The 14,328-nt window shown below is 60.4% G+C and carries 10 protein-coding genes; 1 reads left to right on the plus strand and 9 read right to left on the minus strand.

What is annotated here, in order from left to right; all coding sequences use genetic code 11:
- Positions 1 to 145: 145 nt before the first annotated feature.
- Positions 146 to 1,741, plus strand: coding sequence for a phospholipase D-like domain-containing protein (locus DMP17_RS03255; RefSeq protein ID WP_337827648.1), 1,596 nt, complete (start codon positions 146 to 148; stop codon positions 1,739 to 1,741).
- A gap of 21 nt (positions 1,742 to 1,762) precedes the next feature.
- Here the strand turns inward: DMP17_RS03255 and DMP17_RS03260 are convergent, their stop codons facing one another.
- The 9 genes from DMP17_RS03260 to DMP17_RS03300 form a co-directional block, all read right to left on the minus strand.
- Positions 1,763 to 3,094, minus strand: a complete 1,332-nt coding sequence (locus DMP17_RS03260; protein WP_337827649.1) for a cell wall hydrolase — start codon at positions 3,092 to 3,094, stop codon at positions 1,763 to 1,765.
- A gap of 30 nt (positions 3,095 to 3,124) precedes the next feature.
- Complete coding sequence (gene cysK, locus DMP17_RS03265; RefSeq protein ID WP_337827650.1) at positions 3,125 to 4,048, minus strand: cysteine synthase A; 924 nt, start codon at positions 4,046 to 4,048, stop codon at positions 3,125 to 3,127.
- Complete coding sequence (locus tag DMP17_RS03270) at positions 4,048 to 5,325, minus strand: MFS transporter (protein ID WP_337827651.1); 1,278 nt, start codon at positions 5,323 to 5,325, stop codon at positions 4,048 to 4,050. Before DMP17_RS03270 ends, cysK begins: the two co-directional genes overlap by 1 nt.
- A gap of 77 nt (positions 5,326 to 5,402) precedes the next feature.
- Complete coding sequence (locus DMP17_RS03275) at positions 5,403 to 7,688, minus strand: ATP-dependent helicase (RefSeq protein ID WP_337827652.1); 2,286 nt, start codon at positions 7,686 to 7,688, stop codon at positions 5,403 to 5,405.
- A gap of 720 nt (positions 7,689 to 8,408) precedes the next feature.
- Entirely contained in the window at positions 8,409 to 9,203 is a 795-nt protein-coding gene (gene trpC, locus DMP17_RS03280; RefSeq protein ID WP_337827653.1) for an indole-3-glycerol phosphate synthase TrpC, read from the minus strand.
- Positions 9,200 to 10,195 (minus strand): anthranilate phosphoribosyltransferase, encoded by a 996-nt coding sequence (gene trpD / locus DMP17_RS03285; RefSeq protein WP_337827654.1) that lies wholly within the window; start codon positions 10,193 to 10,195, stop codon positions 9,200 to 9,202. Before trpD ends, trpC begins: the two co-directional genes overlap by 4 nt.
- Entirely contained in the window at positions 10,192 to 10,782 is a 591-nt protein-coding gene (locus DMP17_RS03290) for an anthranilate synthase component II (protein WP_337827655.1), read from the minus strand. Before DMP17_RS03290 ends, trpD begins: the two co-directional genes overlap by 4 nt.
- A 10-nt stretch (positions 10,783 to 10,792) precedes the next feature.
- Positions 10,793 to 12,334: an anthranilate synthase component I gene (gene trpE / locus DMP17_RS03295; protein ID WP_337827656.1), complete on the minus strand. Its 1,542-nt coding sequence runs from the start codon at positions 12,332 to 12,334 to the stop codon at positions 10,793 to 10,795.
- A gap of 19 nt (positions 12,335 to 12,353) precedes the next feature.
- The gene (locus DMP17_RS03300; RefSeq protein ID WP_337827657.1) at positions 12,354 to 14,294 is read right to left on the minus strand and encodes a SurA N-terminal domain-containing protein; all 1,941 of its coding nucleotides are present in this window, start codon (positions 14,292 to 14,294) and stop codon (positions 12,354 to 12,356) included.
- Positions 14,295 to 14,328 lie beyond the last annotated feature (34 nt).

Below are 14,328 nucleotides of genomic sequence, written 5' to 3' on the forward strand. Positions count from 1 at the left end.
GGCACCGCACATTCGAAACAGCAGGAGGCGGTCTTTCGGGGCCGCCTCTTTTTTGTCGCCACCTCTTTTGTATTTCCTCACCGCGCAACAAACTGCGCGCCCCTGCGTTAGCCAAGGGACGAAAAAGAAAGGGACAAAAGCCGACATGGGTGAGGGGAGCGCGGGGATCGCAAAACCGCGACGTAATTGCTGGCGCATCGAACATGCCGGCAGGGTCAAGGTGATTGTCGATGCGGCGGACTATTATCATATTGTCCATGAGGTGATGCTCAAGGCCAAGGCGCGCATTTTGCTGATTGGCTGGGATTTCGACACGCGCATCTATCTGGAGCGCAGCGAGGATGGTGCGGGCGAAGAATCGCTCGGCAATTTCATCCTCGACCTTGCCAAATCGCGGCCGGGTTTGCGCATCGACATTTTGAAATGGGATTTCGGTGCGCTCAAATCGCTGTTCCGGGGCAGCCATTTGCTCATGCTCTATCGCTGGTGGCGGACCAAGCGCATCACCTTCAAATTCGACAGCGCGCATCCCAAAGGATGCAGCCACCACCAGAAAATCGTGGTGATTGACGATAGTATCGCGATTTGCGGCGGGATCGACATGACCGGCGCGCGCTGGGATACGTCCGAACATCTGGACGATGACCCGCGGCGGACCTTGCCTAATGGCAAGCTTTATACGCCGTGGCATGATATAACGACGCTGATCGACGGCGATGTCGCGACTGCGCTTGCCGAATTGGGGCGCGAGCGGTGGGAACTTGCGACCAAACATCCGCTCGATGCGGTCGAGGAAGATGATGCCGACGAATTATGGCCGGAGGGGGTGGAGCCGGACTTTACCGATGTGCAGCTTGCGATTGCGCGCACGCGGGCGGAATATGAAAATCTGCCTGAAATCCGCGAGATCGAGCAGCTTTATGTCGATATGATCGCCGCTGCCAAAAAATTCATCTATATCGAAAATCAATATTTTACCGCGCCCGAAATCGCCGCCGCGATTGCGCGCCGGATGCAAGAGGATAACCCGCCCGAAATCGTCATCATCATGCCCGTACAGGCTGATGGCTGGATTGAACAGACTGCGATGGATGGCGCGCGAGTGCGGCTCTGTCAGGCGATCGGTAATATCGACACGCAAAACCGCTTCCGCATTTTCTATCCGGTGACGAAGGGTGGCAACGCCATTTATGTCCATGCCAAGCTGATGATTGTCGATGACCGGATGCTGCGCATCGGTTCGTCCAACTTGAATAATCGCTCGTTGGGGCTGGACAGTGAATGTGATGTGATGCTGGAAGCACAGGAGGGCGATGATAATATATTGGAAATCGGCGCGTTCAGAACGCAGTTGATGGCCGAGCATCTCGACGTTGACCCTTCCGAAATCGCGGATAAATTTGCCGAAACCGGTAGCCTGCTGGCGACCATACATGCCTTCCAGAAACCCGAAGGCCGTTCGCTGCGCACGTTGGAGATTGAAGAACCGGACGGCCTCGACAAATTTATCGCCGACAATGAATTGCTCGACCCCAAAAGCGCCGACGGCTTTTTTGAACCCATGTCGCAGCGCGGCCTGTTCAAAGGCTTCCGCCGCCGCATCGCCGAAGCGCGTGGCCGCCGCAAGGGCCGTGCCAATTATTGGGAAACAGACCGCAACCGCTTTTGCTATAAACGCGATGATGAAGAAGGGGGCGACGATAGCGCGAGCGCCGCAGAGGCAGAACGCTTGACGCAATAAGGGCGCGCTACCTTCACGCGGTCAAACGCCGCGCATACATTCTTTCTTGTTGGGGCGCGGGAATTCCTTGCAATTCCATAGCGCCTTTTCAAAGCCCGCATTATTGTTGCGGAGGAAGCTGAACGACATCGCCGCACGTTGGTCCTCGCTCACATCACCCGAGGTCGCGACCTTGGCCGCATTGGTCCAACCCAATACTTTGCAATAGCTTTTGTCGCCGCATTTGCTGCGCGCCAAGGCTTCGAAACTATCGGGATCGCTCGCTCTATTGAGCGTGATGACAATCGCCTCGCCGGTCGTTGCGGTGGTGCTGGGCGTAATCGTGCCGGTGACGCGCCCGCCTGCGTCGGTGCGCAAGGTCGCGGTCGCCGGAATGGTTACTGCCGCCACCTCGGCATCAAGAGCCGACGCCGCATCGCCTGCGTCCGCCAGTTCAACCCCCGCACCGCCAAGCGCAAGCGCATGGGCAGGGGAGAGCTTGGCCATTTTGCCGATGCCGGGTTCGACACCATTGCTACGCTGGCGGAACGCGGCAGGCTTGCCCCATCCACCCGGCCAACGAAAGAAAAGATGCGTGCCGACCGCCGTGATTTTCTCAAGGCTGTCGCTCCAATAAGGGACCACCCAGTCGGTATGATAATGGGTCGCAAGGCCTACCGGCGCATAGACATAACCGGCCAGCGCCATCCCCGCGACCCCGCGCGCGCGGTCCCATGCCGCCGCCGAATATTGGCGGTTCAATGCGCCATCGCAGGTGAAGGTGAACTGGCAACCGGTGCGCCGCTCCGACCCTTGGAACACCACGCCGCATACGGTGCTTGGATAAGCAGGGTGGCGCGCGCGATTGAGGACAACCTGAGCCACCGCCTGCTGCCCAACCGCATCATCGCCCGCTTCGTAGAGAACCGCTGCTGCAAGGCAGTCAGACGCGCGCGCGCGATCTTCAATGCCCCCTGCAAAAATAAACGGCCGCGCGGCGGGATTAGGCGCGGTCGAAAAAGCTACGCGGGCGTTAATCGCCTTGGCATCATTGGGCGCGACCACCAATATTTCGTTGGGCTGTACTTCGGGTAAGGCTTCGGCGGGGAGGGCGCCAAATTCATCCGCTTGCCGCGCGCCGACGCTTGGCGAGGTATTGGTCGCAGCCCCACCCAAGCCGCCGCGCATCGACACCGCGCCGATGATAATCACCGCGAGCGCGAGCAAGGCAGCCATCAGCACGATGATATGGTCGCGCTTGAACCGCGTCCATCCGCCCGGGCGCTGAGGCGAGAAGTCAGAGCGCCGCAACCCGTCCGGCTCTATACCGGACAGGCGTTGTGATTGCGGCGTCGGTGCGCCGGTGTCGGGCAATGAAAAATCCATCCAGCCCGCGTCTTTAGCTTATCCCGCTTCCGGAAGGAAGTCAGGAACGCTCAGATAGCGTTCGCCGGTATCATAGTTGAAACCGAGCACGCGGCTGCCTGCGGGCAATTCCTTGAGCTTTTGCGCGATGGCGGCAAGCGTTGCCCCCGACGATATGCCGACGAGCAAACCTTCTTCGCTCGCCGAACGGCGCGCCATATCCTTGGCGGCTTCGGCTTCGACCTGGATTGAGCCATCGAGCAATTGGGTTTCAAGATTGGCCGGAATGAAGCCTGCGCCAATGCCCTGGATCGGGTGCGGCCCCGGCTGTCCGCCTGAAATAACCGGCGACAGAACCGGCTCGACCGCAAATATCTGAAGGTTCGGCCAAGCTTTTTTGAGAACGCGCGCAACGCCGCTAATATGGCCGCCAGTGCCAACGCCGGTGATAATCGCATCGAGCGGCGTATCGGCGAAATCGTTCAGGATTTCCTGCGCGGTGGTGCGTTCATGCACGTCGATATTGGCCGGATTTTCAAATTGCTGCGGCATCCATGCGCCGGGGGTCTGTTCGACAATTTCAATCGCGCGCTCGATCGCGCCCTTCATGCCCTTTTCCTTGGGCGTCAGGTCAAAGCTTGCGCCATAGGCCAGCATCAGGCGGCGGCGCTCGATCGACATGGATTCGGGCATGACGAGGATGAGCTTGTAACCCTTGACCGCCGCAGCCATTGCAAGGCCGACACCGGTATTGCCGCTGGTCGGCTCGACAATCGTGCCGCCGGGTTTCAAGGCACCGCTTTTTTCCGCCGCTTCGATCATCGCAAGGCCGATACGGTCCTTGATAGATCCGCCCGGATTGGCGCGTTCGGACTTGATCCACACTTCGGCATCCCCGAACAGGCGGTTCATGCGGATATGCGGGGTGTTACCGATGGTTTCCAGAACATTGGCAAATTTCATCAGTTGATCTCCTTTGGTGGATCGAAATTCTTGGCCTGACGTAACTCAGGGAAAATATAGGCCCATAGGCCCGTCACGACAACCGCTGCCGCGCCGCCCCATACGACGGCACCGACAGGCCCCAGTAAAGCGGCCATAAATCCGGCGCGGGTTTCGCCCAATTCATTGGAGGCGGAAATGGCGATTTGCCCGACCGAACTGACGCGCCCGCGCATTTCATCGGGGGTGTGAAGCTGGATGAGGCTGGAGCGGACATAAACTGAAAACATATCGGCCGCGCCCATTGCGACAAGTAATGCGAGCGATAGCGTCAGGCTTTTGGAAAAGCCGAACGCTGCGGTAATCGCGCCGAACGCGCCGACCGCGAGCAGCATTTTGAGGCCGACTTCGGTTTTGAGCGGACGCCAGACAAAGAATAGCGCCACCAAAGCCGCCCCGATGGCAGGGGCCGCGCGCATCTGCCCCAAACCTTCCGGCCCGACATGCAAAATGTCGCGCGCATAGACAGGCAGCATCGCGGTCGCCCCGGCAAGCAACACCGCAAACAGGTCGAGCGTGATCGCACCCAAAAGGAAGCGGCGACGGCGCACATAGCGCAGCCCGTCGACCATCTGTTGTAAAGGGTGGGCGGTGCCCTTGATGGACGGCGCGCGCACCGGCTTGATAAAGGACAGCGCCAGACTGCCGAGGCCAAGCAGGCCTGCGCTCATCCAGTAAGGCGATGCGGGGTGGGCGGCATAGAGGAAGCCCGCAACCGCAGGGCCGATGACCGAGGCCGACTGCCAAGCGATGCTGCTGAGCGCAATCGCTTGCGGCAAGGAGGCGGGCGGCACCAGATTGGGGGCGAGCGCCGACATGGACGGCCCCACAAAGCTGCGCGCCACGCCATGCGCGACCGCGACGGCGAATAAGGCGGGCAGGGTGAGCGTGCCGCTATAGGTCATCCACCCCAAGGCAAGCGCGATCAGCATATCGATACTATTGGCAAAACGCGCGACGGTGCGGCGTTCGAACCGGTCGGCGACCCAGCCCGCAACGGGGGCGAGCAAGAATAAGGGGATAAACTGTGCTGCGCCAATCAAACCAAGCTGGAACGAGGCTTCTTTGGGCGTCATCCCATAATCGGAGCGGGCGACATCATAAACTTGCCACCCGATGATAACAATCATCGCCATAGTCGCGAAAACCGCCGAAAAGCGCGCGACCAGAAACAGGCGATAATCGCCGATGGAAAGGGGGTGGACGGGCTTTGCGGAAGAAGAGTCGGTCGTTATCACGCCGCCCCTTTAAGCGCGTAAACTGGCTGTGTCCAAGACAGCTTTTCTATCCCTTCAAAAATGGCGGGTATGCGCCTTTAAGCCGGTTTGACAAAAGAATCCAATACCCGTTTGCGGCCTGCTTGCTCGAATGTAATTTCCAGCTTGTTGCCTTCAATTTCCTCGATCACGCCATAGCCGAATTTTTCGTGGAAAATGCGCTGGCCGACGCTGACATCGCCGCGCCCCTTATTGCCGAGCGATACGGCGCTGGCGCGGCTTTCGATGACGCGCGTGGGCGCAGGGTCATAATTGCCGCTGGTCGAGCGTTGCTGCCCGCGCTGCCAGCCCGGGCCGCGCCCCGTCCCGCGCGCGACATGGGCGAACGGGTCGGCATGGCTCGTCCAATTGGCGCGCCACAGCGATTCCCCACCCGCCATGCTGGTTTCGTGGAGGACATGGTCGTCGGGCAATTCGCCGATAAAGCGTGACGGGATCGAGCTGGTCCATTGCCCGTAAATGCGCCGGTTGGCCGCATGGAAGATGGTGCAGCTATGCCGCGCACGCGTGATTGCGACATAGGCCAAGCGGCGTTCTTCTTCGAGGCTCGCCGCCCCGCCTTCGTCGAGCGCACGTTGCGAGGGGAACACGCCATCTTCCCAGCCTGCCAGAAACACATGGCCAAATTCCAAACCCTTGGCGGCGTGGATGGTCATGATTGTAACCTTGGGTTCGTCCGACTGCGCATCATTTTCCATGACAAGGCTGACATGTTCGAGGAACGCATCGAGGCTTTCATATTCCTCCATCGCGCGCACCAGTTCGGTGAGGTTTTCCAGCCGTCCGGCGGCTTCGGTGCTGCGTTCGGCCTGCAAGGCTGCGGTATAACCGGACTCGTCCAGCACCAGCCGCGCCAGTTCGGCATGGGGAAGGCTGTTGGTCATGTCGCGCCAGCGCCGGACATTGGCGACAAAATTGCCTAAGGAGCGCCGCGCTTGCGGGGTTAATTCATCGGTGCCGAGAATATCGGCCGCGGCCTGTAATAGCGGGATACGTTGCGCGCGGGCAAAGCTTTGCACCCGCGCCACCGCTTTGTCGCCCAATCCGCGCTTGGGGACATTGATGATACGCTCCAAGGCCAGATCATCGGCGGGCTGGTGGATGACCCGCAAATAGGCGAGCGCATCGCGGATTTCCGCGCGTTCATAGAAGCGGAAACCCCCGACAATGCGGTAGGACAGGCCGGTCGCGATGAAACGGTCCTCAAACTCGCGCGTCTGGAACTGCGCGCGCACGAGAATGGCAATATCGTCAAGGCTCGCGCCCTGCCGTTGCAGCGTGTCGATGGTTTCGCCCACGCGCCGCGCTTCTTCGGGGCCGTCCCACACACCGATGACCTTGACCTTGTCGCCGCTATCCACCTCGGTCCATAATGTCTTGCCCAGCCGGTCGCTATTATGGTGGATGACGCCGCTCGCCGCACCCAATATATGCGGGGTCGAGCGGTAATTCTGCTCAAGCCGGATGACCTTGGCCCCCGGAAAATCGCGCTCGAAGCGCAATATATTGGCGACCTCCGCGCCGCGCCAAGAGTAGATCGACTGGTCATCATCGCCGACGCAACAGATATTCTTGCGCTGCTGGGCGAGCAGGCGCAGCCATAGATATTGGCTGGAATTGGTGTCCTGATATTCGTCCACCATGATATATTTTAACCGCTGTTGATAGCTTTCCAGCACATCGCGATGGGTTTTGAGGATGGTCAGCGTGTGCAGCAAAAGATCGCCAAAATCACAGGCATTGAGCGCCTTCAGCCGGTCCTGATAGGCCTGATAAAGCTTCTGGCCCATGCCATTACCATAGCTTTCGGCATCGCCTGCATTAAGTTCGCCCGGCAATAGCCCGCGATTTTTCCACCCGTCTATCAATCCGGCAAGCTGGCGCGCGGGCCAGCGTTTTTCATCGAGTTCCGCAGCATTGATAAGCTGTTTCAACAAGCGGATCTGGTCGTCGGTGTCAAGGATGGTGTAATTGCTCTGCAACCCCACCAGTTCGGCATGACGGCGCAGCATTTTGGCGGCAATAGAGTGGAATGTGCCGAGCCAAGGCATCCCTTCCACCGCATCGCCGATGATCCGCCCGACCCGTTCGCGCATCTCGCGCGCGGCTTTGTTGGTGAAGGTCACCGCCAATATTTCACTCGGCCAGGCGCGGCGGGTCGCAATCAGATGGGCAAGCCGTGCGGTGAGGGCTGCGGTCTTGCCCGTGCCTGCACCGGCCAACACCAGCACCGGACCTTCGGTCGTCAATACGGCGTCGCGCTGGGGCGGGTTCAGTCCGGCAAGATAGGCCGGTTCGGGTTCGCTGCTAATCGGGTGAGTCACCGGTGAACAGTTAGGGAACATACGTATAAACCGCAAGCATATCCCGCAAAAAGATGCCCGGCTGTTTGGAGGGGCCAGCCGGGCATGAGGTTAACCAAGGAAGTTATGGTTATTATTAACGGCGCGGTTTCTTGGCCGCCTTTTTGGTGCGCGGACGCTCCGACGGATTGATGCAATTATCGGTCACCGTCTTGCTGCACACCGGATATTCGGCCGGCGGCGGCGGCGGGGCGGGCAAGGCCGCAGGCGGGGCCATTGTCTGCACCGGAGGCGCGGCAGGGGGGGCTGGCGGTGCGGCCTCGGGTGGCGGCGGAACCGTCGGATCGGCAGCCGGTGGCGGTGCCGGGGGCTCCGGCATGGGTTCTCCCGGCGGCGGAGGCGGCGCGGGCGGCATGGGGGCATCGGGCGGCGGCGGCGCCGGCGGTGCTGCGGGCGGCGGCGCTTCTACCTCAGCCGGAGGGGGCGGAGGCGGCGCATCTTGGGCAATGGCTGTTCCGGCCAGTCCGGCGCTCGCCAGTGCCATCGGAATCGCCCATTTCAAGGAATATTTCATGTGTCTCTCCTGACATTTGCCCCCCGCCTCACGCACAAAAGCGCCCGTTTCCTTGCTCCCAGATGAACAAGGCGCGCGTAGCACGATGTAACGTGGCGGGTGGGCGATAAGCGCGCAGGAGAGGCGCGGCTTATCTCTATGGCTTTATACCATTGTGCGAGGCGGACTTAGCCGCCGAGCAAGGCGCGGGTGGCGGATTCGACATCCTGTTGACGCATCAGGCTTTCCCCGACAAGGAAGCTTTTGACGCCATGCTGGGCGAGACGCACACAGTCCGCATGGGTATTAATCCCGCTTTCCCCGACCAATATATGCGTCTCCGGCACCAGCGCGGCCAGCCTTTCGGTGGTCGCAAGGTCGGTTTCAAACGTCTTGAGGTTGCGGTTATTGACGCCGATTAATTGCGATTGAAGATGGGTCAAGGCGCGGTCCAGTTCGGCTTCGTCATGGACTTCGACCAATATGCTCATGCCAAGATTGCGCGCTGTATCTTCAATTTCGCGCATAAGACCATCTTCGAGCGCTGCAACAATGATGAGGATCGCATCGGCGCCGATGGAGCGGGCTTCCAGCACTTGCCAGGGATCGACCATGAAGTCCTTGCGCAGCACGGGCAGCGCACAGGCAGCGCGCGCGGCGACGAGATAATCTTCCGATCCTTGGAAAAAAGGCGCGTCGGTCAGCACAGACAAACAGGTCGCGCCGCCCTTTTCATAAGCGACCGCATGGGCGGGCGGGTCAAAATCCGCACGGATGAGGCCCTTGGACGGCGAGGCTTTCTTGATTTCGGCAATCAGCGCAAAACGGCCATCGTCGATGGTGCGGCGCAGCGCCGCTTCAAATCCGCGCGGCGGGGTTTGCGCAGCGGCCTTGTCGGCAAGCTCTGCGAGCGTGACAGCGGCCTTGCGCGCCGCCACTTCGTCGCGCTTGGTCGCGCAAATTTCGTCAAGCTTGTTGGTCATTGGCTACTCGCAATCCAGCAATTCAAAAGGGCGTTGGCCAGCCCCTTGTCGATGGCTTCGGCGGCTTCTTCGACGCCGTCCTCGAAACTATCGACCTCGTCGGCAATCATCAGCGCGGCGGCAGCGTTGAACAGCACCGCATCGCGATAGGCCCCGCGCTCGCCTTCGAGCAGGCGTTTTAGCGCCGCGGCATTTTCCGCAGGACTTCCGCCGCGAATGGCCTCGACCGGATAGGTTTGAAGTCCGGCTTCTGCCGCGCTCGCGCGCTGCATCCGCACGCCATCGCGGGTGATGACCGCAACTTCATTGCCGCCCGCCAGCGATAATTCGTCCAAACCTTCATCGCCCGACACGACAAAGCTTTTGTCGGTGCCAAGCTTATAGAGCGCGTCGGCATAGATCGGAATATAGGCAGGGCGCGCAATGCCGAGAAGCTGGCGCGTCACTTGGGCGGGGTTAGCGAGCGGCCCCATCAGGTTGAAAATGGTGCGCCGCCCGATTTTCTGGCGGATCGGTTGCAGCCATTTCATCGCCGGATGATGGTTTGCGGCAAAAAGGAAGCAGATGCCGATATCGCTTAAGGTCGCTTCGGCATTGGCGGCGGCTTTGGTAAGGTCGAGGCCGAGGGCTTCGAGCGTGTCCGCTGCCCCCGCTTTCGACGATGCCGCGCGGTTACCATGTTTGGCGACCGGCACATCGCAAGCCGCAACCACCAGCGAAACGGCGGTCGAGACGTTGAGCGTATGATGCCCGTCGCCGCCCGTGCCACATACGTCGATGGCATTGGCGGGCGCGTTCACCGGAATGACGCGCTCGCGCATCGCTTGGGCGGCGGCTGCGATTTCTTCGGCAGTTTCGCCCCGTTCGGTAAGGCCGATGAGGAAGCGCGCAACATCCTCGTCATCGCGCACATTGCCATCGAGCAAATCGGCGAAGGCGGCCAAGGCTTCATCGGCGGAGAGCGGCGCGGCGGTATCGGGAAGGCGCGTCATGACGTCACCCGCGCGCGCACCGGAATTCCGGCGATTTCAAGGAAATTGGCGAGCATTTCATGGCCATATTCGGTAGCGATGCTTTCGGGATGGAATTGGACGCTGTGGATCGGAAGCTCTTTGTGACGAAAGCCCATGACCGATCCATCATCGGCGGTCGCGTTGACGATCAGGCTTTCGGGAATATCTTCGACGATCAGCGAATGGTAGCGCGTCGCGGTGAAGGGCGAGGGCAGGCTCTTGAACAAGCCGCTACTGTCATGGCTGACCGGCGAAGTTTTGCCGTGCATCAAACCGCCGCGCACCACTTTGCCGCCAAAATGCTGGCCGATGGATTGATGGCCGAGGCATACGCCGAGCAAAGGCAGGCGCGCCTCCGCACAGGCTGCAACCAGATCAAGGCTGATGCCCGCCTCATTGGGGGTGCAGGGGCCGGGCGAGAGCAGAAACGCGCTCGCCCCCGACACCAGCGCCTCGCTCGCAGTCATGGCATCATTACGGACAACCTGAACTTCTGCCCCTAACTCCATGAGATAATGGACAAGATTCCATGTGAAGCTATCATAATTGTCGATAACGAGTATCATGGCGCGTCCTTCACTGCCCGTAGCCGCTTGTCTGCGCTTGGCGTACCGCCTCGCGCGCAGCGGCGAGCAAGGCACCTGCTTTGGCTTCACATTCGCGCTGCTCATAGGCGGAGTCGCTGTCGGCGACGATGCCTGCGCCGGATTGGACGTGCATCATGCCGTCCTTGACGACTGCGGTGCGTAATACGATGCAGCTATCCATATTGCCGTCGGGCGAAAAATAGCCGACGCCGCCCGCATAAGCGCCGCGCGTTTCCTGCTCCAGTTCGGCGATGATTTCACAGGCGCGGACCTTGGGCGCGCCCGATACGGTGCCTGCGGGGAAACCGGCGAATAGCGCGTCAATCGCATCCTTTTCGGGCGCAAGCTTGCCGGTCACATTGGAGACGATATGCATGACATGGCTATAGCGTTCGACCATGAAACTGTCGGTGACGGTCACGCTTCCCGCGCTTGCGACGCGGCCCACATCGTTGCGGCCAAGGTCGAGTAACATCAAATGCTCGGCGCGTTCCTTGGGGTCGGCGAGCAGGCTGACCTGATTGGCCGCATCCTCCTCCGCCGTTTTGCCACGCGGGCGGGTGCCGGCAATCGGGCGGATTGTGACCTCGCCTTCGCGCGCGCGCACCAATATTTCAGGGCTGGAGCCGATCAGCGCAAAGCCCGGCAGGTCGAGATAATAAAGGAAAGGTGAAGGATTTACGCGGCGCAGGCTGCGGTAGAGATTGAGCGGCGGGAGCGGGAAGGGGCAGGTAAAACGCTGCGCCAGCACCACCTGAAATATGTCGCCTGCAACAATATAGTCTTTGGCGGTGGCGACCATTTCGCCATAGCGGCCCGGCGCAAGTTGGGGAGCAAGCGCCATCTCATCCGGCACCATCTCACTGTCGAGCCGTGCGGCGGCGGGCAAAGCTCCGGCGAGCCGTGCGGCGGCCATGTCTATACGTTCCGATGCCGCCGCGATGAGCGCATCTTCGTCAGCGCCTTCACGCGGCCAAACAGGCGCTATGATGAACAGTTCATCCGCCAGCCGGTCAAAAATCAGAATGACGGTCGGGCGCACGAACAGCATGTCCGGCACGCCGAGGTCATTTTCTGCAGGGCGCGGGAGGCGCTCGATAAGGCCAATCGTCTCGTAAGAAAAATAGCCGACAAGACAGGCCAAGGCGCGCGGAAGTTCGGACGGCACATCAATGCGGCATTGCGCGACCAATGCGCGCAACGCATCGAGCGTCGGCACGGGGCAGGGGCTGAAGGCTTCCTTATCTTCTGCCCAACAGGCATTGATTTCCGCCTGATCGCCGCGTGCGCGGAACATGAGGTCAGGGGCAAGGCCGATAAGGCTGTAGCGCCCGCGCACTTCGCCGCCTTCGACTGATTCGAGCAGCCAGTCGCCGCGTCCCGGCTCGACCAGCTTCAAGGCCGCCGACATTGGCGTGTCGGTATCGGCCACCTGCCGCTGCCACAATAAAGCGGGGCGTCCGGCCTGCAATGCGGCCTTGGCGGCGTCTTTTCCTTCAATCATATGCCCCGTTCCCGATGCGCCGGTCATGTGACCGGAGTGCCGGACATTATTGCGCCGCCTGGTCGGCCCCTATGAGGCTCGCCTTGACTTGCTCGATAGCATCCGCATTGCGCTTAATGCCCACGGCTTTGCGTGCAACGAGCAGAAGCTGGTCGACATATTCCTTGCCCAAAATCCCGCCAAGCTGTTGCTGGACAGCGGGGATTGCGCCTTCTTCCTTGGTCGCATCGCCGCGCTTGGATTGCTCGAGGAAAATCACCATCCAGCCCATATTATTGGGCATTTCGAGCGTTTTCGATGTGCGCGGGGCCATCGAGAAAAGCAGCGCGATTTCGGGCGGGATGCGCCCTTGCGCCGATGTCACCTGCATCCGCTTGCCGCCGATGCGCTGGACCGGTTCGGTTTTCGCGCCCCCCGCCTTGATAGCGGCGTCCAGCGTCGCGCCCTTGGCGACACGGTCGTTAATCTTGCGCGCCAGTTCGCGCGTCTTTTTCGCGCCTTCCGCGCGCTTCCAGTCTGCTGTCACGCGGGTCTGGATGGTTGCCAGTTGCGGCACGGCGGCAGGGATGATTTTGGCGGCATCCACCAGCGCAAATTCTTCATTTTCCTTGATTGTGATAATCTGGGTTTCACCGCTCTGGCTTGCCTGGAATGCCCCCGAAGCCACCGCGCTGACCAGCGCATCGGGCTTGAAAGCGGGGTCGGCAGGCGCGCTGCCATTGGCGAAAATCGCAGGGGTCGTCACAATGGTGAGGCCGTTCTGCTTGGCGATTTCTTCGACCGATGCGCCATTGTCGGCGGCATCCTGCATCTTGTTGAACACATCGCTCACCGCTTCCTGTTGCTTGCGGGTGAGCAGCTCCTTTTCAATATCGCTACGCGCTTCGGCGAGCGTTTTGGCGGCGCTGCGTTCGATTTTCTCCAGCTTCACAACCGACCAACCAAGCGGCACCTTGATCGGGCCGACGACACCGCCTTCGGACGCGGCAAAGCCTGCTTTCGCAACCGCATCATTGCTCGCAAGCGCCAGATCCTTTTGCGCCTTGGCGTTAATCGTGCTGGCCGACAGACCGATGGCGGTCGCAGCCGCATCGAGCGGCTTGGAGGCGGCATCGGCGGCCAGCGTTTTGGCCTGCGCTTCGGTCGGCACGATCACCTGTTTGAACAAGCGGGTTTCGGAGGCCGCGAACTGCGCTTTATTATCCTCATATGCCTTGGCGATTTCGGCGTCGGTGACGCTTGCGGTCGAGGCGGCATGGGCCTTGTCAAACACCGCATAGCGCACCACGCGCTGTTCGGGGACAAGGTAGCGCGCGCGATTCTTGGTCACATAATCGGTAAGCTGTGCGGTTGTGGGCGCGGTGGTCGGCTCATAATATTGGGCCGGAATGAAGGTTGCGAGGCCGCTACGCTCTTCGAGCAGCAAATCGCCATAAGGACGCGCAAAGCCTTGCGGCACCTTGACGGGATTGACCACGGGGTTGAGCAATTGCTCGATCAGCAATTCGCGCTCCAGACCCTTACGCAATTCGCCTTCGTTAATTGCATTTTGCTGCAAGGCCTGTTGGAACATCAGCGGGCTGAATTTGCCGTCAAGGCCTGCAAAAGCGGGATTCTCCGCAATGCGGGCATCGACAAGGCGTTTCGATACGCCCAGCCCGATTTTGCGCGCATATTCTTCCAGCGTATAGCTGTCGATAATGTCATTCAGCACATCGTCATAAGCGCCGCTTTTGAAAAAGGTCGCTTGGTCAAGGCCCGGCTGTTGTTGTTTGGCGGCATTATAAGCGCGCAGCATTGACGAGCGCAGTTCGGCGACGCTCAATTCATTGCTGCCGATTTTGGCCGCTGTCCCGCCGCTGGTCACACCGCCAACACCGCCACCAATATCCGACAGGACAAAGGCCAGCGCGATCACCCCCAGCACAGCAAGGCTGATAAAAGTGCCGATTTTGGATTGGAACAGGCTACGGAAGAAATGGATCATGGAATTAGCAACGCCGCCTTGTTGGTGGAACGGA

The organism is Pseudonocardia sp. TMWB2A (genome assembly GCF_017312135.1).